The organism is Streptomyces sp. NPDC005799, from assembly GCF_040630525.1.
Lineage (GTDB): Bacteria > Actinomycetota > Actinomycetes > Streptomycetales > Streptomycetaceae > Streptomyces > Streptomyces griseorubiginosus_B.
Genome location: NZ_JBEXXQ010000058.1, coordinates 26,329 through 51,438, shown reverse-complemented (window position 1 = coordinate 51,438; position 25,110 = coordinate 26,329). Strand labels below are relative to the sequence as shown.

The following is a 25,110-nucleotide window of genomic DNA, read 5'->3' as shown; positions in this document are numbered from 1 at the left end:
GGACCCGTCAACCACCCACGGGTGTATACCGGTTGACCTCGTCGGTCCGTGTGCGGTCGGCCCTTCCCCGGGCCACCAGCACGTCCAGGTGCGCCGCCGTCTCGTTGACGGCGAGCATCTGGTCGAAGGCTCCGAGCTTCGAGAAGGGGACCCTTCGGCGGGTCCATCCCAGCTCCCCCGCCACCTGGTACGCGGTCCGGGTACGGCCGTCGAGGGCGGCCAGCGTCTCGGCGAGACGGTCGTCGTGGTGGGCGAGGAGTTCCCCGACCCGGGTGTGCACGCTGTCGCCGACCGGGCCGTGCGCGGGCAGCAGTCGGGCGTCCGCGAGTGTGGTCATCAGCCGCAGTGAGTCGAGGTAGTCGCCCAACGGCAGCGCGGGGCCGCCGAGTTCGAAGCCGATGGAGGGGGTGATGTGCGGCAGGACGTGGTCACCCGAGAAGAGCAGTCCGCGTGCCCGGTCGAGGTAGACGACATGGCCCTGGGTGTGGCCAGGGGTCGGAATGACCGTCAGGCGCACGTCCCCGAAGTGGAGTTCCTCCGCCTGGAGCCAGCGGTCGGGTGCCTCCCAGACGGTGGCGTCGAAGTCTCCGTCGTACATCGCGGCGACCCGCTCGGCGAGTTCGTGGGCACCGGCCCGGCGCAGGGTCGCCAGCGAGCCGACCGGCTCGTCGGTGCGCAACTCGCCCAGCAGTTCCAGGCCCCGCCGCTCGCCCGCGCCGAGGTAGACCCGGGAGCCCAGCAGCCTGCGCAGTTCGACGGCCTGGGTGTAGTGGTCCCGGTGGATGTGGGTCACCAGGACATGGCTGATCTCGCCGAGGTCGTGACCGAGTTCGCCCAGCGCGTTCTCAAGTGCCGTGCGGGACTCGGGGATCGACCACCCTCCGTCGACCAGCACCAGCCCCTCCGTCAGCCCCTCCAGCGCGTAGACGTTGACGGCGCGCAGTCCGTCGTCCGGCAGCGGGAGCGGAATGCGGTGGACGCCGGGTCCCACGGACTCGGGTCCGGCGTGCGCCCAACGGCCGCGGTCGAAACGGGGGGTGTGGGTCGTGGGGGTGGTCATGCATCTCCTCGGCGGTGCGGTTCGGGGTGGGGGGCGAGCCCCGCGTGCAGGTCGTGGACGAGCGCACGGGCCCCGGAGCGGTCGAGTTTGCCGACGGTGGTCTGCGGCAGTTCGTGGACGGTGAAGAGGAACTCCGGCCACTTGGCCTTGGACAGGCCGGTGCGGGCGAGGTGCGCGGTGATCTCGTCGAGGCCGAGTCCGTCGTGTCCGTCCTCCACCACCACGAGCACGGCGGCGCGTTCGCCGAGGAGCGGGTCGGGCAAGGGGGCCACGCAGGCGCGCGCCACCGCAGGGTGGGCGGCGACGGCGCGCTCGATCTCGGTGATGTCGAGGTTGCGTCCGCCGCGGATGATGACGTCCTTCTCCCGGCCCATGACGGTGACCGTGCCGTCCTCGGCGGTCATCAGCAGGTCGCCGGTGGGGAAGAAGCCGTCCGGGGTGAGGGTCGGCGGTTCGACCTTGCCGTCGCGGGCGTAGCCGAGGAAGAGGGACGGGCCGCGCACCTGGGCGCGACCGGTCGCGCCGGGCCCCAGGACGGTGCCGTCGGCGGCCACGGCCCGGAGGTCGGTGCCGGGGAAGGGCCGTCCGTCGCGGCCGAGGCGGACCTCCTCGGGGTCGTCGGGCCGGGGCGAGGTGTGGCCGAGACACTCCGACATGCCGAAGACGCGCAGGATCGTCGTCCCCAGGGAGCGTTCGGCACGGGCGAGGGCGCCGCGGTCCATGGGGCCGCCGCCGACGGTGATCGAGCGGACCCCGTCGAGGACCTTGGAACCGGCGGCCGCGGAGCCCATCTGGAGGGCCATGGTGGGCACGCACATCGTCCACCGGACGTCATGGGCGGCCATCCGCGCGAGCGCCTCCTCGCGATCCCACCGCCCGGACAGCACGAGCGGCCCGCCCAGCATCAGCGCGAGGCAGACCCCGAAGCAGTAGGCGGCGGTGGAGGAGAGCGGGACGACGGCGGCCACCGCGTCGCCCTCGCGCAGACCGTTGACCTCGACGGTGCACGAGCATGCGTAGCGCAGGGCGCTCTCCGACTGGACGACACCCTTGGGACGTCCGGTGGAGCCGGAGGTCAGACCGATGACGGCTCCACCGGACCACCGGGAGACATCGCGCGGGCCCCGGTCGGCCAGGACGGTCCAGCCGTCGAGAGCCGCCGTGGCCGGCGCGCCCGGCAGCGCTGCCGCGCCGCCCCAGTCCTCGATCGCCGACGGTTCGGCGATCAGGACGTCCGGCCGGATGTCCTCCAGGGCGGCGGCGAACTCGGCGCGGGTGGTGTGCCGGTTGACCAGGGCCAGGACCCCGCCGGTCAGTCCGACGGCGAGCGTCGCGGCGACCGTGCGCCACGAGTTGTCGGCCTGGAGCAGCACGGTGCCGCCCGGGGTGCCGCCCGGGGTCATCGCCTCGGCCAGCTCACTCGCCCGCCGCAGCAGGTCGCGCGCGCCGTGACGTCCGTGATCGTCGACGACGGCCGTGAAGTCGGCCTCTTCGGACCGTTCCTGGAACTCCCGCACTGTCTGTCGCATCCGCTTCCTCGCCTCGTCGCGAAGGGCCCACCGCGCGTAGGAGGGTGGGCGGGGTCGGCCCGGGGACGCGCCCCGGGCGTGCTCAGCCGCCGTACATCTCCATCTCGCCGCCCATGACGGCGATCCGGCGTCCGCGCATGTCGCCGACCTGGGCGACGGCCGCCGCCCACTCGGGGCTCCGGAGTGCCGTGCGCAGGTCCTCGGAGGTGTCGAAACTCAGCACGGACACGCCGTCCCAGCCCTCCGAGCGCGGTTCGAGGGCGGCGTCGAGGTCGGTGTGCCGCCAGGATCTGAGACCGGGCAGCCGCCGGGTGAGTTCGGCGTGATCGCCGCGCCACCAGGCGATGAACCGCTCGTGGGTCCACTCGGGCGGCCGGGCGGCCAGCAGGACCAGGTTGTACATCGTGCCTCCTCAGGTGAACAGGACCGCGGGCGAGCGCCCGATCAGCAGCCGCCGTACCCTGCCGTCGTCGTCCAGCCGGGCCGAGGCCACGAAGGTCGCCTCCGGTGCGCCCGACCTGCGCACCTCGCCGAGATACAGCTCGTCCCGGCCGACCGCGGACGCGGTGAGCAGATGGTGGGTGCGCACGCCCACCTCGCGCTGGGCGAGGTAGCCCTCCATCTCGGCCCGTCCGCCGTGGAAGTCGGTGCCCGCGTCGCCCCCGGTGGAGAAGAGGATCGAGAAGGAGAAGTCCTCGCTGATCAGGTCCAGGATGCGGTCGGCGTCGTCGCTGTCGAGGATCCCGAACCAGGTGGTCAGGAACGGGGCGGCGGAGGTGGCCGGCGCGCTCACGGCCGGTCCACGAGGTCGAAGTCGGGGGTGAAGAAGGACTGGTAGCGCGCCATCAGGCCGGCGGGCGAGACCTGCGCGGCGGAGAGGAAGGCCCCGGTCTTCACGCCTTCATCGACGACGAAGCCGTACGCCGTCTCAACGTCCCCGTCGACCGTGTACCGCACGATCTCATGCCGGCGGTCCACCGCGTGGCGGCCGGCGAGGTATGCGATGAAGTCCTCGCGGGAGGTGCCGGTGTGCTGACTGCCAGGGAGGGAGATGAGGAACCGGAATCCCGGTTCCAGGAGTTCGAGTGCCTTGTCGGGGTCCTGGCCGTCCATCCGGGCCATGTATTCGCGAATCACCATTGCCGATCGCTCTCCCTCAGCGCCATAAACAACCTGAGTTCAGTTCAGTTTGACTGTAAGGCAGCCGCCCCGCCGCCGACAAGGGGCGGGGCCGCGGCCTATTCCGCGACCATCCGCACCACACAGCCCTCGATCATCTCGCTGATCTCCGACAGGGGGATCGCCCCGCTCGGGCGGTACCAGCGCCAGACGCTGACGATCATGCCGAGGACGGCCAGGCCGAGGGTGTGCGCGTCGCGGACCGGGTAGGCGCCCTTGGACATGCCGCGCATCAGCAGGTTCGTCCAGTCCCGCTCGACCATCTGCACCAGCTGACGGGCGGCGACGCGTTCGGTCTCCTCGCGCTTGGACTTCCGCGGGGTGGCGAGCAGCGACATGTTCGCCTGCAGGATGCGCATCTGGCGGATCTCCTGCTCGGTGACGGCGAAGGCGGTGCGCACGGCGGCGCGCAGTTCCTCCACCGGTTCCGTCTCGTCCTTCGTGGCCTCGACGAACTGGTCGTGTGAGCGCTGGAGTTCGAGGCGCATGATGGTGAGCAGGCAGTGGGCCTTGGACTCGAAGTAGTGGTAGAGAGCGGTCTGCCCGATGCCGACCCGGTCGGCCACCTCCGACCACTTGGTGTTCTCGTAGCCGTCCTCGCCGAACCGCTCCACGGCGGCCACGAGAATCGCGCCGCGCTTCGACCTGGGCCCCTCCTCCGGATCCACGATCCGCGCCCTCGCCATCGCCTCTCCCTCTCCTCCACGGACGATTCCGATCACCGCCCGGTCGTCCGAGAGTAGACCCAAGTTCAAGTCGGTCACGAATCGGGATCTGGCGGGGTGTGCGCGCGCCGGGGGCGCGGGGAAGGGCGCTGGGGCAGGGCGCCGGGGTCGGGTTTCTGGGCCGGGGGTACGCGGTTGAGCGCACTGGGCGCGGGGCACTCGGGCCGGCTTTCGGGGGCCGGGGTGCCGGTAGCAGGCGCTGCGGCTGCGGGCGGGGCGTTTCAAACGTCGGCTGAGGCGGACTCGGGCGGCGCCGACCCCACGAGCGGGTCGAGCGCAGCGGGCGAGCCCGCGTCGCGGAGCCGCCACCGGTGCGGATCAGGCCGCCGCCGGGGGAGGGCGTGGCCTCGAGCGCCGCCGGAAAAGGCCGCCTTCCGGGGGCCACCCGGGAGGGCACGGCCACCGCACGCCGCCCCACGACACCGCCACCGCACACGGCCCACCCCGGTCGCCACCGGACACGACCCCACGACATCACCACCGCACGCCGCCCACCCCGGTCGCCAGCGAGCGCCGCGCTACGGCGTTGCTGCCGGTCGCGGCCCGACGCCGGCACCATGCCCCTCGCCGTGCCCCGTCAGATGACACGGTCCTCGGCCCCCGGGAAGTCCCGCCCCCCAGACTCGGCCCCGCCCCCATCGAGCCCCCGAAAGTCCGGTCGGCGTCCCGCGACGAACGCCGCCACGCCCTCCCTGCCCTCCGCCGACGCCGCCGCGGCCGCGAGGTGGCGGGACTCCTCGTCGAGGTGTTCGGCGAGGTCGGCCGAGAGTGCCCGGGTGACCAGCCGTCGGGTCACGCCGTACGCCGATGTGGCTCCACGGGCCAGGGCCCTGGCCGTCCCCACGGCCTCCTCGGTCAGCCGCTCCGGGGCGACGACCCGGCCGACCAGCCCCAGCCGCAGCGCCTCCTCGGACGTCACGCGGCGATTCGTCAGCAGCAGGTCCAGTGCCCGCCGGGGTCCGACCAGTCGGGGCAGGGCCCAGCTGACCCCGGCGTCCGGCGTGTACCCGATCGCGGTGTAGGCGGCAGTGAAACCCGCGTCGGACGACGCGAGGCTGACGTCCGCCGCCGCGAGCAGGCCCAGCCCCGCCCCCGCGACGGCCCCCTGCGCGGCGACCACCAGCGGAGCGTCCAGGCCGGCGAGAAGGCGCAACGCCCCGTGGAGCGCGTCGGTGACCTCGGTGAGATGCTCCGCCAGACGGCCGCCCGACAGCCCGGCGAACTCCTTCAGGTCGCCGCCGACGCAGAAGGACCGCCCTCGCCCGGTGAGCAGCACCGCCCGGACCCGCGCCTTCTCGCACTCCCGCGCGGCCTCCAGCAGCGCCCGGGCCATCGCCAGATCGATGGCGTTGCCCGCTTCCCGGCACATCTCGACCCGTGCCAGCCCCTCGTCGTCGACCTCGACCGTAACCCTCATCGCGCCGTCCACCCGCCGTCCACGGTGAGCACGTGCCCGGTGCAGTACGAGGACGCGTCCGAGGCCAGATAGAGCAGCGCCCCGTCCAGCTCGCCCCGCTCGCCGCCGCGTCCGAGCATGGTGCCGCGTTCGACCCAGCGCCGAGAGCGGTCGTCGGAGAACAGCTCGTCCGTCATCTCCGAGCGGAACCAGCCGGGTGCGAGCGCGTTGACCCGCACCCCCGACATCCCCCACTGTCCCGCCAGCTCCCGGGTCAGCCCGACGAGCCCGGCCTTGGACGCAGCGTAGGCCGCGCCTCCCAGCGGCGCGCCGGAGACCAGCCCCAGGACGGAGGAGACGTTCACGACCGAGCGGGTACGGCCGCCGACCGCAACCGGCGCCTCGGCCAGGAGCCGCGCGAGGTGGAAGGGCGCCACCAGGTTCACGTCCAGCACCCCCGCGAAGTCCTCCGCGCTCTCGTCCTGCGCGCGTACGGCGCCGGGCGCGCCCGCGTTGTTGACCAGGACGTCGATCCGGCCGGTCGCGTCGAGCGCGGTCCCCATCAGCCGGACGCGGTCCTCCTCGCGCGAGACGTCGCAGACGACGGGGTGGATGCGCGGGTCGTCGGCGGCGAGTTCCTTGAGTTTGTGCGGTCGCCGGGCGGCGGCGAACACGCTGGCGCCGGCCGACGCGAGGACCGTGGCGAACCGGGCCCCGAGCCCGGAGGAGGCCCCGGTGACCACGGCCGTGCGCCCCCGCAGCGAGAACAGATCGGCGGGCGTCACGCGTCCACCCCGATCGGCAGCACGGTCGCCCCGCCGTCGAGGACCAGGGTCTGTCCCGTCATCCAGGCCGAGGCATCGGACGCCAGGAAGACGGCGGCGTGCGCCACGTCCTCCACCGTCCCGAGCCTGCGCAGCGGCAGCCTCGCGGTCAGGATGGGCTCGCGCGGCTCCCACACGGCGCGGGCCAGCTCCGTCTTGATCAGTCCGGGCGCGATGGCGTTCACACGCGCCATCGGCCCGAGTTCGTAGGCGAGTTGCCGAGTCATGTGCAGCATGGCGGCCTTGGTGGCGTTGTACCAGCCGATGTGCGGATCGACGATCAGCCCGCCGACGGAGGCGATGTTGACCACCGCTCCCCCGTGCTCGCTCATCCACGCCTGCCACGCGTACCGGGTCCAGGCGAGCATGCCGTACTGGTTGACCCGTACGGTCTTCTCTGCGCGCGGCAGGTCGAGGCCGAGGAGGTCGCCCATGTAGGGGTTGGTGGCCGCGTTGTTGACCAGGACGTCGAGTCGGCCCAGGCGGGACATGGTCTGCTCGACGCAGGCCTCGGCGTCCTCGGGCTCGCCGACGTTGGCGACCACCTCGTGGACCTCGCCGTCCCCCTTGATCCGCAGCAGTTCCTCGCGTGCGGCGGCCAGCCCGTCCGCCTTCCGGGAGGCGATGACCACATGGGCGCCCGCCTCCCGGTACGCCTTGGCGATCCCGAGGCCGATACCCCGCGAGCCGCCGGTGACGACGGCGACCCGGCCGTCCAGTTGTCGTCCGTTCACGCCGACTCCTCCGGGTACTTGGCCAGTTCACGCCGTGCCACCGTCCGCAGATGCACCTCGTCCGGTCCGTCCGCGATCCGCAGAGCCCGGGTGATGGCGTACAGCCGGGCCAGGACGGTGTCGTCGCTGACCCCCGCGGCCCCGTGCGCCTGGACCGCGCGGTCCACCACCCGGTGCGCGACCTCCAGCGCGGCCACCTTGATCGCGGCGACTTCCGTCCGGGCGGCCGCGTTGCCCGAGGTGTCCATCAGCCAGGCCGACTTCAGGACCAGCAGCCGCAGTTGCTCGATCTCGATACGGCTGCGGGCGATCCACTCCCGTACGACGCCCTGTTCGGCGAGCCTGCCGCCGAATGCGGTGCGGGTCAGGGTCCGGCGGCACATCAACTCCAGTGCCCGCTCGGCGAATCCGACCGCCCGCATGGCGTAGTGCATCCGCCCCGGCCCCAACCGCCCCTGTGCCAGGGCGAATCCCTCGCCCTCACCGCCGAGGAGCGCCGAGACCGGCACGCGCACGTCCTCGAAGAGCACGTCTCCGTGGCCGCAGCGGTCGGTGTAGCCGAACATGGGGAGATCACGCAGCACGGTGATGCCCGGGGTGTCGCGCGGGATGAGCAGCATGCTCTGCTGCCGGTACGTCGGCGCGTCCGGGTCGGTGACGCCCATGAGGATGATCAGCCGGCAGTCCGGATCGAGGATTCCGGACGTGTACCACTTGTGCCCGTTGACGACGTACTCGTCGCCGTCCCGCGTGATCCGCGTGCGGATGTTGCGGGCGTCGGAGCTGGCCACCTCGGGCTCGGTCATGGCGAAGCACGACCGGATCTCGGCGGCGAGCAGCGGTCGCAGCCAGCGCTCGTGCTGCTCGGGCGTGCCGAAGAGGGCGAGCAGTTCCATGTTGCCGGTGTCGGGGGCGGAGCAGTTGAACACCTCGGGCCCGATCACCGAGCGTCCGGCGAGTTCGGCGAGCGGCGCGTACTCGAGGTTGGTGAGGCCCGCGCCCCAGTCTCCGTGTGCGAGGAAGAGGTTCCACAGCCCTTCGGCTCGGGCCTTCTCCTTCAACTCCCTCATGACGGGCGGCAGTTCATGCGGGTCGTCGGCCTCGGCGAGCTGCCGGTCGTGGACCGGCTCGGCGGGCAGGACGTACTCCTCCATGAACGCGGCCATGCGCGAACGGAGTTCGTCGGCCCGAGGGGAGAGTGCGAAATCCATGGTGGCGCTCCTTCAGGGCCGTCGGGCGAGGATGCCGTGGGCCGAGCGGATCATCGCCGCGATGGTCGGCGGCAGCCGCTCCTGGTCGGGGTCGAGGTGGGTGCCCTCACGGTGCCGTCGCAGGTTGTGGCCCATGATCGCGGCCATCTTGGTGCGGGCCAGGGCACGGAACCAGTCGAAGGCGGGGGGTGCGGGGCGGCCGTCGAGGTAGGCGTCGAGCAGTTCCCGCTCGGTGGGCAGGCCGGGGACGGCGCGGCCCAGCCGGGGGAAGTTGCGGTGGTCGGCGAAGAGGAGGAACCAGGCGAGGTCGATGCGCGGGTCGCCGAGTCCCCAGATCTCCCAGTCGACGACGGCGGCCGGCCGTTCGCCCCGGCACAGCACGTTGCCGAGACGGAAGTCGCCGTGGGTGAGCACCGGAGGGACTCCGTCCGGGACGCGGGAGCCGAGTGCCTCCAGCACATCCTCGGCTCCGGACCGGAGTTCGGCCGGCACCGCGCGCATGGTGCGGCTCCATCTGTCCAACTCCGCTGCCGGATCGAGCGCTTCGGCGGCGTCCGGCGCTTTCGTGTCGTGCAGATCGCGCAGTACGCGGGCCAGAGCCAGCATCCTCGTCCGGCACAGCCCCGGGTCGAGCCGGTGCTCGTCGAGGACCGGCTCGATCGCCTCGCCGTCCACGAACTCCATGGCGAACCAGGCCGGTTCGGTCTCGTCGACGGCCACGATCTCCGGTACGGGGACGGATGATCCGGCGAGGGCGCGCAGGATCCGGGCCTGGCGCAGCACGTCGTTGCGACCGACGGGACGCCGGCCCGGTGGCACCGCCTTGATGACGTACGACACCGGGCCCGCCGCGATGCGGTAGGTGAGCCCGGAGTGACCGCCCGGCAGGGTGCGCAGGTCACCGAGGGGCGTGCCGGGGTGCCGTGGGGCCAGTCGCCCGCGGACCCTGCCGGTGAGTTCGCTCACCTCGGTCGTGGTGCTCAACGCCCGGCTCCCTTCGGCTCCTTGGGCAGTCCGAGGACGCGTTCGGCGAGGATGTTGCGCTGGATCTCGTCGCTGCCGCCCGCGATGCGGTAGCCGGGTGCGCCGAGCAGATGTTCGGTCCAGGCGAACGTGCCCCACTCCCCCGTGTCGGCGGCCAGCCGTGGCCCGAGGAGTTGCTGGACGAGGTCGGTGGTCGCGCGCATGGTCGCGGTGGCGTGGAGCTTGCCGACGGAGGCCTCGGCACCGGGTGCGCGGCCGGCCGCCAGCGCCGAGGTGACCCGCACGGCGATGAGCCGTTGGACCAGGGCGCGGACGAACAGGTCGGCCGCCTGCTGCCGTTCGCCGTCGGTCAGCGGTCGGGGCAGGTGCCGGGCGAGGTCGAGGGCGCGGTCGGCGTTGTCCAGGCCGAGTCCGCCGGAGTCGAGGCGTTCGGCGGCGAGCACGGTGAGGGCGACCCGCCAGCCCTCTCCGACGGGTCCGAGCCGGTCGGTGTCGGGGACGAACACGTCGTCCAGGTAGACCTCGTTGAAGCTGGAGCCGCCGGTCATCTGCCGGATGGGCCGTACGGTCACGCCCGGCGCGTCCATCCGGACCAGGAAGACCGTGATGCCTGCGTGCTTGGGCACCTCGGGGTCGGTCCGGCAGACGGCCACGCCCCAGGTCGCGACCCGGGCTCCGGAGGTCCAGATCTTGTGGCCGTTCAGCCTCCAGCCGTCGTCCTCCCGCGCGGCCCGGGTGCGGACGGCGGCGAGGTCGGAACCCGCCTCGGTCTCCGAGAAGAGCTGACAGGCGAGTTCGTCGGTGCGCAGCAGGGGGCGCAACAGGCGCCGCTTCTGCTCCGGGTTGCCCCAGATACGCAGGGCGGGGGCGACGAGTTGCTGGGTGACCGGGAAGATCTCGGTGCGCCGCGGTACGTCGAACGCCGACTCCTCGGCTCGGTACAACTGCTCGTAATGTGCGGGGAGTTCGCGTCCCCCGTACTCCGCCGGCCAGGAGAGCGCACCCCAGCCCTGGTCGTGACGGATGCGCTCCCAGTCCTGTGTCCGCTCGGTGTGGGCGCGTTCCTCGTCCTCGGTCCAGTTCTCGAAGACGGCCACCGAGTCGTCGCCTCGGCCCCACTCCAGGTGGGTGGCGCGGGCCGGCGCCACGGTCCTCAGCCAGCTGCGGGCCTGCGCCCGGAACTCGTCCGGGCCGGATATGCCATCCATGCTCCTCCTCTCAACGGGTCAGCACCGTGCAGGCGCTGACGCCGGGCGCCCCGTACACATGGGTGAAGCCGGTCCGCGGATCGCCGGGCACCTGTCGTTCGCCGGCCCGGCCGCGCAGCTGCTGCACGATCTCGTGGACCTGGCGCAGTCCGGAGGCGCCGATGGGCTCGCCGTTGGCGATGCATCCGCCGTCGGTGTTGACCGGCAGCGAGCCGCCGATCCCGGTCGCCCCGAACGGGATGAGCGACTCCTGCTCGCCGTGCTCGCAGAACCCGCACTCGGCCAGGTGCATCACCTCGGCGCCGCTCTCGGTGTCCTGCAACTGGCACACGTCGATGTCCCGCGGTCCCAGCCCAGCCTGCTCGAAGGCGCTGCGGGCGGCGTCCGCGCTGACGCTGGTCGGGGTTCCGGGGGGCGCCCACGGGCTGAACACCTCGAAGGATCCGAACCGGCGGGTGCGCACGACCGCCGCCCGCAGGGTGACGGCCCTCGCCTCGATCTCGCGGGCCACCGCTGGACTGCACAGGACCAGGGCGACCGCGCCCTGGCCGGGCGAGCAGAACATGTAGCGGGTCAGCGGGTCGTTGACCATCCCGGACGCCAGGATCTCGTCCGCGTCGAGCGGCTTGCGGCGCCAGGCGTGCGGGGTGAGCACGCCGTTCGCGTACGCCTTCTCGGCGACCAGTGCGAGGGTGCGGGCGCTGATGCCGTGGTCGTGCATGTACCGCTGGATCTTCATGGCGAAGAACTGGGTGGTCACCATCAGCCCGTCGCGACCGTAGGCCTCGTCGAGCCCCCAGTCGGCGGGCCGTGGGTCGAAGGCGCCGCGCGGATGCTTGTCGAAGCCGACGGCGAGCGCCACGTCCGCCGCGCCGGAGCGGATGGCGTGGGCGGCCGAGACGAGCGCGCTGCCGCCGGTCGCGCAGCCGTTGCGCACATTGGTGAATGGCACTCCGGTCAGGCCGAGTTCGGCGACCAGCGTGTCGGCGTTGCCGGCGGCGTCGCTGCCGCCGTACGCGGCCCGCACCCGGGACCACGGCAGTCCGGCGTCGGCGAGGGCGGCCCGCACGGCCTGCACGGCCAGGTGCCGGCCGCTCGCCTCCGTACGGGCGAAGGAGGTGATCCCGGCACCGCAGATCAGCACGTCCTCGCCGCTCATACGGCGGCTCCCGCGGCCCTGGGCACCCCGTCGCCGGCTGTCAGCGTCACCGGCATGCCGATCTCCGCGTCCTCGGGACGGATGTCGAGCCGGGCCAACACCCGTACTCCTTCCGGCAGTTCGACGTACCCGACCGTGAAAGGCGCGAAGCCGGCGGCGGGTGGGACGTAGGGCGGTGACTTGGGCGCGTAGCGCTGCACGGTCCAGGTCCACAGGGTGCCGGTGGCGGAGAGCACGACCGGTCCGGCCGGTCCCCCGCAGCGTGGACACGCCGGGTCGGCGGGGTAGACGGCCACCGCGCAGTCGGCGCACCGGGAGCCGCGCAGCCGGCCCCCGGTCCCCGGCACTTCGCTCAGCGGCCCTTCCACTGCGGCTCCCGCTTCTCCAGGAACGCCGACACACCCTCCGCGGCGTCCTCGGAGTTGAGCATCACGCCGACCGCGAGGTGCTCCATGACCATCAGCGACTGGATGTCGGCGTCGAGGCTGCGGTCGATGGTCATCTTGGTGATCCACATGGTGAACGGGCTCTTGTCGACGAGCTGGTCGGCGAACTCCTCGACGGTGGCGTCGAGTTTGTCGGCGGGTGCCGAGGCGTTGATGAGGTCGAAGTCGGCCGCCTCGACGCCGGTGAGCAGCTTGCCGGTGAGCATGAGTTCCTTGGTCTTGCGGACGCCGATCATGCGCGGCACCCGGTAGATCGGGCCGGCGCCGCCGAACAGCGCGCGCCGGATGTGGAAGTCGCCGATCAGTGCGTCGTCCGCGGCGATCGCGAAGTCGCAGGAGATCATCAGCTCGAAGCCGCCCGCGGTGACGTGGCCCTCCAGGACGGCGATCGACGGCGTCTTCATCGAGTACAGCCGGTCGCAGACCTTCGCCGACAGCACCGCGACGTCGATGGCGTTGGAGCGGCCGACGAAGTCGGCCTTGAGGCTGTCCAGGTCGAACCCGGAGCAGAAGGTGTTGCCGCGTCCGCGCAGGATCAGCACGCGCAGCTCCGGGTCCGCGTCGACCTCGGTGATGATCTCGTCCAGCCGCTCGAGAATCGGCACGGTCACGCAGTTCTTCTTGTGCGGGCGGTTCAGCCAGACCCGCGCCACATGCCCGTCCCGCTCGAACTGGATCTCGTCCTCGACTGCCATGAGTTCCTCCAAACTGAACTGAATTGAGTTCGATTCTGTGGGCAGTGGAAGCCCCTGTCAATGGACCGGCCGCTGCCGGTCGGCCCGGGAAGTCAGCCGGTGCGGCCGGTGAGCCCCAGCAGCCCGGCCAGACGCAGACGGTGGTCGTCGCCGGTGCCGAACAGCGCCTCGTCGGCCCGGGCCCGGCGCAGATAGAGGTGGGCCGAGTGCTCCCAGGTGAAGCCGATGCCGCCGTGCAGCTGCACGTACTCCGCGGTGGCCAGGCGGTAGGCCGCGGTGCAGGCCACCGCGGCCGCGCTCGCCGCCACCGGCAGCTCCTCCGTCCGCCGCCCGGCCAGACAGGCGCTCGCGTACGCCGCCGCCGACCGCGCGCCCTCGACCTCGACGAGCAGGTCGGCCAGCCGGTGCTTGACCGCCTGGAACGACCCGATGGGGCGCCCGAACTGGGTCCTGCGCACCACATGCGCGAGTACGGCGTCCAGGGCGTGCGCACTCCCGCCGACGTGCTCGGCGGCCAGCGCCGCCCGTGTCGCGTCGAGGACCCCGGAGACCGTGTCCGGCGCCCGTCCGGGATCGCCGACCGCCTCGGCCGGTGCTCCCCGGAAGCGGACGAGCGCCTGCCGGCGGGTCGGGTCCAGGACGCGACGAGCCGTGCGCTCACAGGTCGCGGGGTCGGGTTCGCAGGCGAACAACCGCTCCCCGTCCGGCGCCCGGGCCGCGACCAGCAGCAGATCGGCGCCCGCTCCGTCGGGCACGAAATCGGCCTCGCCGCGCAGCACCCAGCCGCCGGCGCCCTGTTCGGCCGTGACACCGCCCGGATGCGGGAATCCGGCGACCGTGGCGGTGAGCGTGCCGTCGGCTATGCCCGGCAGCCAGCGCGCGCAGGCCTGCCGGTCACCGCTGTCCAGCAGGGCGTGCCCGGCGAGGACGACGGTGCTCAGCAGGGGCGCCGGGCACAGCACACGTCCGGTCTCCTCCATCGCCACGGCGAGTTCGGCGAACGTGCCGCCGGCGCCGCCGTAGTCCTCGGGGACGGCGAGCCCATGGACGCCGATCTCGCCCGCGAGCCGGTGCCACAACACCTCGTCGTGGCCCCGCGGGCTGTCGGCCTGTTTGCGGACCTCCTCCGGTCCGCAGGTCTCCGCGAGGAAGTCCCGCAGGACGGAGCGCAGTTGGCGCTGCTCCTCGGTCTCCCGCAACAGCGCGGGGTCGGCGTCGAGCCGGAACATGCGTACCTCCCTCGGCCGCGCCCGCCCCAGGGGGCGCGGGGGTGTGACATCGTGCGGCTGTGCGGGACGGGCCCCGCCGTCCGCCGGGATCGGGCGGCCGCCCGGGGCGGTTCGGTGCTCACACCGTGAACCGCCCGCCGTTGGCGAGCAGCACCGCGCCGACGAGATTCGCCGCCTCCTCGCTCGCCAGGAACAGGGCGACGTCGGCGATCTCCTCCGGTGTGGCGTACGGCCGTACCCGACCGTCCGCGAAGCCCTGCCGCAGCACCGCGGGCGTTCGTGCCGCCATGCCGGTCTCGGTCGGCCCGGGTGCCACCGTGTTGACGCGGACGCCGAACGCGATCGCCTCCTTGGCGACGGACTGGCTCAGTGCGTGGGCCCCGGCCTTCGAGGCCGCGTAGTGCGGATAGCCGGCCAGGGTGTCGAAGGCCGAGGAGGAGCCGACGGTGACGACGGTCCCGGACCGGCGCGGTGCCATGACCCGCACGGCCGCGCGCAGCACATGGAAGGTGCCGTCGAGGTTGACGCGCATGACGCGGCGCCACGCTTCGTCGCCGAGCCGCGTCGTCACCTCCGGCGGCCGGTCCGCGAGCAGCGCCTCGGCGATCCACTCCTTGGCGGCGGGGTCGTCGACGCCGGCCGCGTGCAGGACGACGTCGAGCCGCCCGTGCCGCCGTACGGCCTGGTCGAACGCCTCGTCGACCTGGGCCGGTTCGGCCACGTCGACGGTCAGGGGGTGTGCCCGCGGCAGCTCCTTGGCCACGGCCCGGGCCGCCTGGCCGTCGATGTCCGCCACGAGAACCAGGGCACCCTGTGCGGCGAGTCGCCGGGCGGCCGCCGTGCCGATGCCGGATCCCGCGCCGGTGACGAGCGCGACCCGCCCGCCGAAGCGCCCCGCGTGCTCACCCTCCACGTACGGTCACCACCCCACGGCCGACTACTGAACTGACTTCATTTTTGTTAATGTCCCGGGTATGTCAACAGGCAGGACGAGAGCGGTCCGGCTGACCCGCTGGGGCGGTCCACCGGAACTGACCGAGGTGCCCCGGCCGAGCCCGACGGGCGAAGAGGTCCTCATCGAGGTGGAGGCGGCGGGTGTGTGCCGTTCGGACCTCCATGTCATCGACGCGCCGCCGGGCGCCCTTCCGTACCGGCTGCCGTTCACCCTCGGGCACGAGACCGCGGGCCGTGTGGTCGAGCGCGGCCCGCTCGCCACGGGCCCGGCGATCGGCGAGCGCGTGGTCGTGTACGGCCCCTGGGGCTGCGGGAGTTGCGCGCGCTGCGCGGCGGGAGCCGACAACTACTGCGACCGGCGCCCGGCGCTGGACGCGGACCGCGTGGGGACCGGGGCGGGCCTCGGGCGGGACGGCGGGATGGCCGACCTGCTGCTCGTGCCGTCCGGGCGGCTGCTGGTGCCGGTGGGCGACCTGCCGGCCGTACAGGCGGCACCCCTGTCCGACGCCGGGCTCACGGCCTGTCACGCCGTGGCGGCGGTCCGGGGCGCGCTGGACGAGGACGCCTGCGTGGTCGTCATCGGCATCGGCGGCCTGGGGCACCTGGCCGTTCAGCTGCTGCGGGCCACGACGACCGCGCGGGTGCTGGCCGTCGACGTACGCGAGGAGGCGCTCGCCCTGGCCGAGGAGTGCGGCGCGCACTTCGCCACCCTCCTGCGGCCCGACACCGCGGCGGCCCTGCGGAACCGGACGGCCGGCGCGGGTGCGGCGGCCGTGCTCGACTTCGTCGGCGGCCGCTCCAGCCTGGAGCTGGCGGTGGACGTGCTGCGGCCGGGCGGGGAGCTGGCCGTGGTGGGCAGCGGCGGCGGAGAACTGACGGTCCGCAAACCGGGCGCGCTGCCTCCGGGGACACGGATCTCGCTGCCGTTCTGGGGAACCCTGCCCGAACTGCGGACGGTGGTCTCCCTGGCGCGCGAGGGCGTCCTGCGGGTGGGGGTCGAGCGGTTCCCGCTGTCGGAGGCGCCACGGGCCCTCGCGAGGCTCCGGTCCGGCGACGTACGGGGGCGCGCGGTCCTGGTTCTCGACTGACGTGCCCGGTTGCCGACCCGTCCGGCACGGCCTCCGAGCGGCCGGAACCCGTACCGTCCCACCTCGCGCCATCCACCCTCTCGACTCCAGAAGTGAGTTCAATTAGCGTCTGTCCCACTCGGCGACACAAAGGCGGTGGGACCCGCTATGGATGCGGAGACAGTGGATCTTCTGGTGATAGGCGGCGGCATGGCCGGTCTCTCGGCCGCCGCGAGGGTGGCCGCCGAGGGCGGCACGGTGGTCCTGGTGGAGAAGGCGGAACGCACCGGCGGCTCCGCACGCCTCGCCGGTTTCGTCTGGACGACCCCGTCGGTCGAGGAGATGCGCCGGGTCAACCCGGACGGCGACCCCGAGCTGGCGACCGCCCTGGTGGACGGATTCGCCGACGGGGTGGCCTGGATCCGGTCGCTCGGCGTGGAGTGCCGGCCGCCGGTGCCCGTGCTCGGCTTCGGCCGGGGGCACCAGGTCGACACCAACCACTACCTCGACACGTGCGAACGGCTGATCCGCGACCGGGGCCAGGAGGTGCTGACCGACACCTGGACCCACGCCCTCGTGACGGAGGACGGCGTGGTCAAGGGCGCGGAGTGCGTCCTGCCGGACGGATCGGCGCGCCGGATCGAGGCCACCTGGACCCTCCTCGCGACGGGCGGCTTCCAGGGCGATCCGGGCCTGCGCGCGGAGCACGTCCACCCGCGGGCCGCCGACATCGGACTGCGGGCCAACCCGCACAGCCGGGGCGACGGCCTCACGCTCGGCCGGTCGGCCGGCGCCGCGTTCGGGAAGAAGGACGCGGGCTTCTACGGCCACCTGATGCCGGCGGGCGTCTCCCTGGCCGACCCCGCGCGCTTCGTCGACCTGGCGCTGTACTACAGCGAGCACGCCCTGCTCTTCGACACGACCGGCGAGCGCTTCGTCGACGAGACGGTAGGGGATCATCTGACCGCGATGGCGCTGCTGGAGCGGCCCGAGGCCCGCGGCCTGCTGGTCGCCGACGCGCGCGTGCACCGGGAGTGGATCAGCGCCTCCTACGTCGAGGGCATCCCCGGAGTGGACAAGTTCCAGCTGTGCCATCGCGCCGGCGCCCGCAGCGCGGTGGCCGACAGCCTGGAGGACTTCGCGTCGATGCCCGAGGAGTGGGGCTATCCCGGGGCCACGATCCGCGACCGCGTGGAGGAGTTCAACGCGGCCGTGCGCGCGGGCGCCACGACGGCACCCGGCCGACTGCTGGACCGGCGGCCGCTCGACGAACCGCCCTTCTACGTCGTCGAGGCGGCCCCCGCGATCACGTTCGCCTTCGGCGGTCTGCTGATCGACGCGGAGGCACGCGTGCGGTCCGCGGACACGGGCGGGGCCGGTCCGATCCCGGGGCTGCTGGCGGCGGGTGCCGACGCCGGCGGCCTGTACCGACGCGCCTACGCGGGCGGCCTCGCCCCCGCCCTGGTCTTCGGTCTGGCGGCGGCACGGACCGCGCTCGCCGGGGCGCCGGTGACCGCCGCCCACTGAGCCCGATCGGGCCGCCGCGCACAAATCCCGTGCACGAGGCTTGCCCGCCCGGCACCGGAGTGCCTAGCTTACTGAATTGAGTTCACTTTAACTTCGCGGTCCGTGAGGTGATCATGCCGCTTGCATGCGTGGCGCGAACGCGCCCTTCCTCGGGGGAGGGACTATGAGTCAGTTCCTGCTTGTCCTGGTCAGCGGTCTGGCCAGTGGAGCCGTCTACGGCCTCATGGGCCTGGGGCTGGTCATCATCTACCGGGCCACGGACGTCGTGAACTTCGCGATGGCGTCGCTCGCGACACTGGGCCTGTACGTGGCGGTCTCACTGCACGACCGCGGTGTGGCCACGGTGCTCGGCATCCTCGCCGCCGTCGCCGTCACCGTCGCGTCCGGCCTGCTCGTCCGCGAGACGGTGATCCGGCCCCTGGGGCAGGGCCAGTTGTTCTCCGCGCTCGTCGTCACGATGGGCGTGTCCCTGATCGCCGAGAGCACCGCCGGATCCATCTGGGGCGACCAGCCCAAGGCCTTCCCCAGCCTGGTCGACGGGACGGTGCGCTGGTCGGGTGCCGCGGTGCCGGTGCAGAGCCTGGTCACGATCGGCGTCGCCGCCGTGGCGATGACCCTGGTGGGCTATCTGTTCACCCGCACCACGCTCGGCTCGGCCATGCGCGCCGTCGCCGAGTCCGCCGACACCGCCCGCGTGGTCGGACTGAGCGCCCAGCGTCTTGCACGGATCTCCTGGGCGCTCGGCCTGGGGCTGGCCGCGCTCGCCGCCTCCCTGTACGCGCCGCGCTCGGGTCTGGTGCCCACCGCGCTGGTCGCCCCGCTGTTCCGGGCCTTCGCCGGGATCTTCCTGGGCGGTCTGACCAGCATGTACGGGGCGGTCCTGGGCGGGCTGACCATCGGCGTCCTGGACAACCTGGCGGCCAACTACGTCTCCGCCAGCTTCCGGGACACGTTCGTGTTCACGTTCACCGTGCTGGTCCTGCTGATCCGTCCGCAGGGCATCTTCGGCACCCGCACCTTCCAACGGGTCTGAGGGGTCGCATCCATGGTCTTCAACCGTTCCCTCCTGGCCAGGGCCGCCCTGGGTCCGGCCGCCGGCGCGGTGCTGATGGTGTTCATGGCCTCCGGCGCGATCCCCGCGTACCAGATGTACTCCGTCGGGCTCGCGGCCGTGTACACCGTCGTCGTGCTCTCGGTCGGCCTGCTCGCCGGCTGGTCCGGCATCTGGTCGGTGGGCCACCCCGCGTTCTTCGCCATCGGCGCGTACTTCGCGGCGTACGGCAGTGCCCACGACTGGCCCCTGGAAGCGGTGGTGCTCGGTGCCGTCGCCACCGGCGCCGTCCTGGGCGCCTTCCTCGGATACGCGGGCGCCCGCTTCTCGGTGCTCTACATCGCCCTGCTGACCCTCGCCTTCACCATGGTCACCCTCGAACTGGTCAACCGCTGGAGCAGCGTGACCGGCGGCGACCAGGGTGTGCCGGTCGTCCAGCTGCGCAGCGCGCTCGGGCTCGGCACGGTCCTGGGCGGCAGTACCGAAGCCCAGTACCTCGCGGTCGGGGCGGCCGCCGTGGTGCTCGCGCTGGCGGTGCCGGCCGCGGCCTCGGGGCTGCGGATGCGGCTCGTGGCCGCCAAGTCCCACCCCCTGGCCGCCCGTACGATCGGCATCGCCCCGGAGGCGCAGTCGTCGCTGTCCTTCGCCGTGAGCGCTGCGTGCACCTGCCTCGCGGGCGTGCTGCTCGGGCTGCTCACCGGCTTCGTCAGCCCCGACCCGTTCTCGCTGTCCTTCGGCATCTCGCTGATCGCGGCGTGCGTGCTCGGCGGGGTCGGCACCATCGTCGGCGCCGTCGCCGGAGGCGTCTATCTCACGTGGAACCCCTCGCTGTCCTCCGCCGTGGGGCTGCCCCAGCCGGTCGTGCAGGGCCTCGTCCTGATCTGCGTGCTCCTCTTCCTGCCCGGCGGCGTCGTGCCGTTCCTCGGCAAACCCCTGCGCGGTGTCGCGCGGCGCCTGCTGCGCCGACCGGACACCCGGCTCCCCCTGCCCGCCGAGGAGTCGACCGCCCCCGCACCCCTCCGGCCCCCCACCGACGACTCCGTCCTGCTGCGCCTGGAGCACGTGTCGGTCTCCTACGGCGGACTCCAGGCCCTTCAGGACGCCTCACTGACCCTGCGGCAGAACGAGATCCTGGCGGTCATCGGACCCAACGGGGCAGGAAAGACGACCCTGTTGAACGCCCTGTCGGGACTCACCGGCAACGGCCGGGTGAGCGGAACCGCCGACTTCGCCGGCCGGCCCTTGCTGCGGACCAGGGCGACCGCACGCCGACGGCTGGGCATCGGCCGTACGTTCCAGCACGCGGAGGTCTTCTCCGAACTCACCGTCGCCGAGAACGTGTTGTGCACCCGTCGCCGGATCACCGCCCGGGACCGGGCCGACGTGGCGCGGCTGCTGCGCTCCGTCGGCCTCGCGGAGGTGGCCGACCGCCGCCCCGGGGAGCTGCCGTTCGGCCTGCAGAAGCGCCTCGACCTCGCCCGCGCGATGGCCGAGGACCCGAAACTGCTGGTGCTGGACGAGCCGTTCGGCGGCCTCGACGCGAGTGAACGCGCCCTGCTCGCCGGGCACATCAGGCGGCTGCACGCCGGCGGCACCGCCGTGGTGGTCATCGACCACGTCCTCGACGACCTCTTCTCGGTCGCCCACCGGGTCCTCGCCTTCGACTTCGGCCGCACGATCGGCGAGGGAGCCCCGGACACCGTGCTGCAGGACCCGAAGGTGCGCTCCTCGTACCTGGGAACGGTCGACGGCAGGACCCGGCCGCCCGAGCACACCGGCGAACGCAGCATGATCCGCCTGCACGGCATCGGCCACGGCTACGGCGGCGTGGTCGCCCTGCGCGACGTCGACCTCGACGTCCGCCAGGGCGTCGTGCTCGGCGTCGCCGGAGCCAACGGCGCGGGCAAGAGCACCCTGGCCGGCGTCCTGCACGGCTCCCTCCCACCCGCGCACGGGGTCAGGGAGGCGGGCGCGGGCGTCCGCATCAGCCTGGCGCCCGAGGGACGGGCCCTGTTCAAGACGCTGTCCCTGCGCGAGAACCTCGAGGTCGCCGCGTACGCGGGCGGTGTCACCGGCGCGCGACTGCGCGAGCGGCTGGAGGAGACGGTCGAGTGGCTGCCGGTGCGGCTGCGCGACCGGATGTCCGCGCCGGCCGGCGGGCTGTCCGGCGGCGAGCAGCAGATGCTCGCCATCGCCCGGGCCCTGATCGTCGGGCCGGACGTCCTGATCGTCGACGAACCGGCGCTCGGGCTGGCCCCGGCGCTGGTCGACGAGGTCTACGACCGGCTGACGGGCCTGGCCCGGGAGGGTCTGACCGTCGTCCTGCTCGAGCAACTGCTCAGCCGGGCCATGTCCGTGTGCCACGAGGTGGCCGTGCTGCACGAGGGCGTCGTCGCCGCCCACGGCCGGCCGGGTGATCCCGCGTTCGCGGCACAGGCGGAGGCGGCGTACTTCAGCGGCGGCCTGGAGGCCGCCCCGAACGCGGCGGCTCCCGCCCGGACCTCACGAGTGAACTGATTCCTGTAGCGATACGAGGTGGACCATGTTCCGGACCGTAAGAAGACTCCGCCGCGCCGCGGGAACGGCGGCCGTCCTGGCCGCGGTGGCGCTGACCGCCAACGCGTGCGCCGGCCAGGACTCCGCGGGAGCCGCCGCGAGCTCCTCCGAGATACACATCGGCGCGTGGCTGCCGCTGACCGGCTCCACCGCCGCCTACGGCGTGCCCCAGAAGGCGGGAGCCGACGCCTACTTCAAGATGGTCAACGCCCAAGGAGGCGTCAACGGACGCAAGATCCGGTGGACCGTCAAGGACAACGCGGCCGACCCGCAGCAGACCGTGCAGATCGCCCGTGAACTGATCGGCCAGGACAAGGTCGTGGCCATCGTCAACGCGAACGGCACCTCCCAGGCCGAGGCGGCCTTCCCGTTCGTCCTCAACCAGTCCAGGGTCCCGATCCTCAACGAGGTCGGTGGCGCCGAGAACTGGTACAAGCCGCCGCGCCCCGGCCTGTTCGGCACGCAGACCCTCTACGAGGACCAGGCCGCGGCGGTCGCCGCCTGGGCCGTGCAGGACGGCGCGAAGAAGATCCTCGTCGTGCACAGCGACCCGGCCGCGTTCGTGAACGTCGCCAAGCAGGTGGAGCCCGTCGCGAAGAAGGTGGATCCCTCGGTCTCGGTCGACCGGCTGCCGGTCAAGTACCAGACCACCGACTACACGCCGGTGATCAGCAAGGTGAAGGCGGCGAAACCCCAGGCGGTGATCCTGGTCCTCACCTCGCCGGAGGCGGCGGCCTTCGTCAAGGAGGCCAAGCTGCAGGGGCTTTCCCTGCCCACCTACGCCTACGCGCCCGTCGCCGCCGAGTCGACGATCTCGCTGGCCAAGGACGCCGCCGAGGGCCTCAAGGCGGTGCAGCTGGTGAAGGCGCCCTCGGATCCCGATCCGTCGGTCAAGGAGTTCCGTACCGCGATGGCGAAGTACGAGCCCGGTCAGGACGCCGGGTTCCTCGCCCTGTGGGGCTGGAGCAACGCGAAGGTGTTCGCCCAGATCGCGAAGACCGTCAAGGGGCCGGTCACGTCCCAGGCCCTCATCGCCGCGTACCAGAAGGCGTCCTCGGTGGACCCCGGGGTGTCGCCGGTGATGAAGTTCGGCGCCGACGACCACCTCGGCACCCGCAGCGTGCAGCGCGTGGTCGTCAAGAACGGCGTCTGGACCTCCGTCGGCTCCTTCTACACCCCTCCCACCCGCGACTGAGCACGCCGGCCGCCGTGAACGCCGTGTCCCTGACGGGGACACGGCGTTCCCGTGTGCCCGCCGTACGCCCACCGCAGCAGTACCGCGGTACCGGTCCCCGCGCGGATTGGGTCCGGTGGTGCCGGGGAGGGGCCGGGATCATGAGCGTGCCGATCTCGCTCGGGCGGAGGTGGTCAGGGCCATGCACGGCTTCGGCGGCGCTTCGTCGATTCACGAGGACTCCCCCTGCAGCGCCGGCTCCGGGACGCCGACGCCATCACGGCGCACATGCAGGTCGCGGCGACCACTTGGGACATCACCGGCCGCCTCCTGCTCGGCGTCCCGACCGACTTCGACACCCTGTGACGACGGAGACCGTCCGCATTTCGGCGTCGCCGCGAGTGGCCGCGGGTCAGCGCACCCGGCCCCGCGGCTTCAACGGCAGCGGCGGCAGCTCGGGGGCGGGCAGCGGGGCGCCGTCGTAGCCCTTCACCTCGCCGAACCGGGTGCCTTCCATCCAGTCCCGGCGCGCCTGCTCGATCTCTTCCTGAGACCGTCCGATCCAGTTCCAGAACATCACGAGCTCCTCCTCGAACGGCTCGCCGCCCAGGAGCATCAGGCCCGCGTCCGACTCGGCGCGCAGGGGGAGTCCGGTGCGGCCGCAGCCGAGGTAGAGCATCGAGCCCGGCAGCACCGGCACGCCGTCGACTTGGGCCTCGCCGGACATGGACAGCACGGCGTACTCGAAGTCCGGCTCCAGCGGGAGGCGTACCTCCGCGCCGCGGGTCAGTGCCAGGTCGGCGCCGACGATCGGGGTGTACGTCGTGCCGGGTGAGGTCGCGCCGTCCAGATCGCCGAGGATGAGGGTGGCCGTGAGTCCGGGCGCGGTGACGCGCGGGAGTTCGGCGTGGTGCTCGAAGCGCGGGTCGGTGTGGCGGTGGCCGTCCGGGAGGGCGACCCACAGCTGCGCGCCGTGCAGGAAGCGAGCGTGCGGGCGGGGGCTCTCCTCGGAGTGGCTGATGGCCCGGCCCGAGGTCATGAGCCCGAGTTCGCGGGGGCGGATGGTCTGGAGGCTGCCGGTCGAGTCGCGGTGCAGTACCTCGCCCTCGTGCAGCCAGCTGACCGTCTGCAGGCCCATGTGGGGGTGCGGCGGGACCTGCATGCCGGGTTCGTCGGCGATGTCGTCGGGGCCGTAGTGATCGACGAAGCACCAGGCGCCGACCATGCGGCGGCCCAGGTTGGGCAGCAGCCGGCGGACTTCGCTCGACTCGCCGAGCGGGACCCGGCGAGGACTGAGGAGTTCGCGCACCGGCTCCGCCACGACGAAGCCACGGCCGCCGCACAGGGCGGGAACCGCCTCGCGATCAAGATTGCTCATGGCGCACAACCTAGTCCCGTAGCCGTCCCATTAAAATAGTAGCCATGGACATAGTAGCCATGTACTGTATCTCTCATGATCAGCGGTTACGAGAACGCGACGCCCGGGTTCCTGGTGTGGCGTCTGTCGATGAAATGGCGGGTCGCCGTCGACCGGGCGATGGTCCCGCTGGGCCTCACCCACGCCCAGTACTCGCTGGTCGCCTCGCTGCACGGCATGCAGCGCACCGGCGAACGCCCCAGCCAGCGCCGGCTGGCCGACCACACCGGCCTGGAGCCGCTGTACGTCTCCAAGCTGGCCCGCGGCCTGGAGTCGGCCGGCCTCGTGGCACGCACCCGCGACCCACGGGACCCGCGCGCGGTTCAGTTGGCCCTCACCGACCAGGGACGCGAGGTCACCGGGCGCGCCATCACGGTCGTACAGGGTCTGCTGCGGCAGTTCCTGGCGCCGCTCGGGGGCCTCGACGCCCCGCGGGCCCAGGAGTTCACCCGCGACCTCGTGGCCCTGCTCGACGCACCTCTTGATCCGTTCAACGAGAACGACCAGAACCAGAAGGAGCAGTCATGACCACCACCGAACCCGTCGCCGACGCCCGCGCCCTGGGCCTGGCGCACTACGCCGCCCGCGCCGTCCTGGAGAGCGTCCTGGACCGGCACGGCGCCACCTTCCAGCAGCAGATCACCCTCCGGCTCGTCGTCGTCGCCGGGCATCCGGTCGAGCACGAGGTCCTCGTGGCCCAGGTCGTCGGCTCCCTCAAGGTCGAGGCCGCCGAGGCGCGGGGCGTCATCGCGGAACTGGGCGCCAAGGGCTTGGTCACCGTGGACGGGTCCGACGTGCGCGTCACGGATGCCGGACGTGACTTCTACACCCGGGTGAGCGCCGAGAGCGGGGAGATCAGCGCCCGGATCTGGGGCGGCATCCCGGCCGAGGACCTCGCGGCGGCCGGTCGCGTCCTGGCGACCGTCACCGAGCGGGCCGACGCGGAACTGGCCGCGCTGTCCGCCTGAACACCTCGGGCCCGGCT

Annotated in this window: 25 protein-coding genes; 7 read left to right on the top strand and 18 right to left on the bottom strand. The window is 72.7% G+C overall.

Annotated elements, in window-relative coordinates; all coding sequences use genetic code 11:
* Positions 1-7: 7 nt before the first annotated feature.
* From ABZ453_RS40670 to ABZ453_RS40590, 17 genes are all read right to left on the bottom strand, one after another.
* The gene (locus ABZ453_RS40670; protein ID WP_359023406.1) at positions 8-1,060 is read right to left on the bottom strand and encodes an MBL fold metallo-hydrolase; all 1,053 of its coding nucleotides are present in this window, start codon (positions 1,058-1,060) and stop codon (positions 8-10) included.
* The gene (locus tag ABZ453_RS40665) at positions 1,057-2,589 is read right to left on the bottom strand and encodes a class I adenylate-forming enzyme family protein (protein ID WP_359023404.1); all 1,533 of its coding nucleotides are present in this window, start codon (positions 2,587-2,589) and stop codon (positions 1,057-1,059) included. Before ABZ453_RS40665 ends, ABZ453_RS40670 begins: the two co-directional genes overlap by 4 nt.
* Before the next feature lie 82 nt (positions 2,590-2,671).
* A complete protein-coding gene (locus ABZ453_RS40660; protein ID WP_359023403.1) occupies positions 2,672-2,992 on the bottom strand; it encodes an EthD family reductase in 321 nt (106 codons plus the stop codon).
* Positions 2,993-3,001: 9 nt separating this feature from the next.
* The gene (locus ABZ453_RS40655; protein ID WP_359023401.1) at positions 3,002-3,382 is read right to left on the bottom strand and encodes a hypothetical protein; all 381 of its coding nucleotides are present in this window, start codon (positions 3,380-3,382) and stop codon (positions 3,002-3,004) included.
* Positions 3,379-3,729 (bottom strand): nuclear transport factor 2 family protein, encoded by a 351-nt coding sequence (locus tag ABZ453_RS40650; RefSeq protein ID WP_359023399.1) that lies wholly within the window; start codon positions 3,727-3,729, stop codon positions 3,379-3,381. Before ABZ453_RS40650 ends, ABZ453_RS40655 begins: the two co-directional genes overlap by 4 nt.
* 98 nt (positions 3,730-3,827) lie before the next feature.
* On the bottom strand, positions 3,828-4,454 hold the full coding sequence (locus tag ABZ453_RS40645) for a TetR/AcrR family transcriptional regulator (RefSeq protein ID WP_208785009.1): 627 nt from the start codon (positions 4,452-4,454) through the stop codon (positions 3,828-3,830).
* 616 nt (positions 4,455-5,070) lie between these two features.
* Complete coding sequence (locus ABZ453_RS40640) at positions 5,071-5,910, bottom strand: enoyl-CoA hydratase-related protein (protein ID WP_359023397.1); 840 nt, start codon at positions 5,908-5,910, stop codon at positions 5,071-5,073.
* Positions 5,907-6,674, bottom strand: coding sequence for an SDR family oxidoreductase (locus tag ABZ453_RS40635; protein WP_359023395.1), 768 nt, complete (start codon positions 6,672-6,674; stop codon positions 5,907-5,909). Before ABZ453_RS40635 ends, ABZ453_RS40640 begins: the two co-directional genes overlap by 4 nt.
* Positions 6,671-7,447, bottom strand: coding sequence for an SDR family oxidoreductase (locus tag ABZ453_RS40630; RefSeq protein ID WP_359023393.1), 777 nt, complete (start codon positions 7,445-7,447; stop codon positions 6,671-6,673). The genes ABZ453_RS40635 and ABZ453_RS40630 overlap by 4 nt, the downstream gene beginning before the upstream one ends.
* Positions 7,444-8,658 (bottom strand): acyl-CoA dehydrogenase family protein, encoded by a 1,215-nt coding sequence (locus ABZ453_RS40625; RefSeq protein ID WP_359023391.1) that lies wholly within the window; start codon positions 8,656-8,658, stop codon positions 7,444-7,446. The genes ABZ453_RS40630 and ABZ453_RS40625 overlap by 4 nt, the downstream gene beginning before the upstream one ends.
* A 12-nt stretch (positions 8,659-8,670) precedes the next feature.
* Positions 8,671-9,642, bottom strand: coding sequence for a phosphotransferase family protein (locus ABZ453_RS40620; RefSeq protein ID WP_359023389.1), 972 nt, complete (start codon positions 9,640-9,642; stop codon positions 8,671-8,673).
* Positions 9,639-10,850, bottom strand: a complete 1,212-nt coding sequence (locus ABZ453_RS40615) for an acyl-CoA dehydrogenase family protein (RefSeq protein ID WP_359023387.1) — start codon at positions 10,848-10,850, stop codon at positions 9,639-9,641. Before ABZ453_RS40615 ends, ABZ453_RS40620 begins: the two co-directional genes overlap by 4 nt.
* 10 nt (positions 10,851-10,860) lie before the next feature.
* The gene (locus tag ABZ453_RS40610) at positions 10,861-12,009 is read right to left on the bottom strand and encodes a thiolase family protein (protein ID WP_359023385.1); all 1,149 of its coding nucleotides are present in this window, start codon (positions 12,007-12,009) and stop codon (positions 10,861-10,863) included.
* A complete protein-coding gene (locus tag ABZ453_RS40605; protein WP_359023383.1) occupies positions 12,006-12,377 on the bottom strand; it encodes an OB-fold domain-containing protein in 372 nt (123 codons plus the stop codon). The genes ABZ453_RS40610 and ABZ453_RS40605 overlap by 4 nt, the downstream gene beginning before the upstream one ends.
* On the bottom strand, positions 12,362-13,150 hold the full coding sequence (locus ABZ453_RS40600) for an enoyl-CoA hydratase/isomerase family protein (protein WP_133049409.1): 789 nt from the start codon (positions 13,148-13,150) through the stop codon (positions 12,362-12,364). Before ABZ453_RS40600 ends, ABZ453_RS40605 begins: the two co-directional genes overlap by 16 nt.
* 92 nt (positions 13,151-13,242) lie before the next feature.
* Positions 13,243-14,379 (bottom strand): acyl-CoA dehydrogenase family protein, encoded by a 1,137-nt coding sequence (locus ABZ453_RS40595; protein WP_359023380.1) that lies wholly within the window; start codon positions 14,377-14,379, stop codon positions 13,243-13,245.
* Positions 14,380-14,497: 118 nt separating this feature from the next.
* Positions 14,498-15,292, bottom strand: a complete 795-nt coding sequence (locus tag ABZ453_RS40590) for an SDR family NAD(P)-dependent oxidoreductase (protein ID WP_359023378.1) — start codon at positions 15,290-15,292, stop codon at positions 14,498-14,500.
* A gap of 61 nt (positions 15,293-15,353) precedes the next feature.
* On the opposite strand from ABZ453_RS40590, the gene ABZ453_RS40585 reads away from it, so the two are divergent.
* The 5 genes from ABZ453_RS40585 to ABZ453_RS40565 all read left to right on the top strand — a co-directional run bounded on the left by ABZ453_RS40585 (position 15,354) and on the right by ABZ453_RS40565 (position 22,729).
* Positions 15,354-16,421: an NAD(P)-dependent alcohol dehydrogenase gene (locus tag ABZ453_RS40585; RefSeq protein ID WP_359023376.1), complete on the top strand. Its 1,068-nt coding sequence runs from the start codon at positions 15,354-15,356 to the stop codon at positions 16,419-16,421.
* A gap of 162 nt (positions 16,422-16,583) precedes the next feature.
* Positions 16,584-17,927: an FAD-dependent oxidoreductase gene (locus ABZ453_RS40580; protein WP_359023374.1), complete on the top strand. Its 1,344-nt coding sequence runs from the start codon at positions 16,584-16,586 to the stop codon at positions 17,925-17,927.
* Positions 17,928-18,090: 163 nt separating this feature from the next.
* Positions 18,091-18,960 (top strand): branched-chain amino acid ABC transporter permease, encoded by an 870-nt coding sequence (locus ABZ453_RS40575; protein ID WP_359023372.1) that lies wholly within the window; start codon positions 18,091-18,093, stop codon positions 18,958-18,960.
* Between the two features lie 12 nt (positions 18,961-18,972).
* Complete coding sequence (locus tag ABZ453_RS40570; RefSeq protein WP_359023370.1) at positions 18,973-21,495, top strand: ATP-binding cassette domain-containing protein; 2,523 nt, start codon at positions 18,973-18,975, stop codon at positions 21,493-21,495.
* A gap of 25 nt (positions 21,496-21,520) precedes the next feature.
* A complete protein-coding gene (locus ABZ453_RS40565) occupies positions 21,521-22,729 on the top strand; it encodes an ABC transporter substrate-binding protein (protein WP_359023368.1) in 1,209 nt (402 codons plus the stop codon).
* A gap of 391 nt (positions 22,730-23,120) precedes the next feature.
* Here ABZ453_RS40565 and ABZ453_RS40560 read toward each other — a convergent pair whose 3' ends face one another.
* The gene (locus tag ABZ453_RS40560) at positions 23,121-24,086 is read right to left on the bottom strand and encodes a pirin family protein (protein ID WP_359023367.1); all 966 of its coding nucleotides are present in this window, start codon (positions 24,084-24,086) and stop codon (positions 23,121-23,123) included.
* A gap of 75 nt (positions 24,087-24,161) precedes the next feature.
* Here ABZ453_RS40560 and ABZ453_RS40555 point away from each other — a divergent pair, with 75 nt between their 5' ends.
* Both ABZ453_RS40555 and ABZ453_RS40550 read left to right on the top strand, forming a co-directional pair.
* Entirely contained in the window at positions 24,162-24,653 is a 492-nt protein-coding gene (locus tag ABZ453_RS40555) for a MarR family transcriptional regulator (RefSeq protein WP_359023365.1), read from the top strand.
* Positions 24,650-25,093: a MarR family transcriptional regulator gene (locus ABZ453_RS40550; protein WP_359023363.1), complete on the top strand. Its 444-nt coding sequence runs from the start codon at positions 24,650-24,652 to the stop codon at positions 25,091-25,093. The genes ABZ453_RS40555 and ABZ453_RS40550 overlap by 4 nt, the downstream gene beginning before the upstream one ends.
* Positions 25,094-25,110 lie beyond the last annotated feature (17 nt).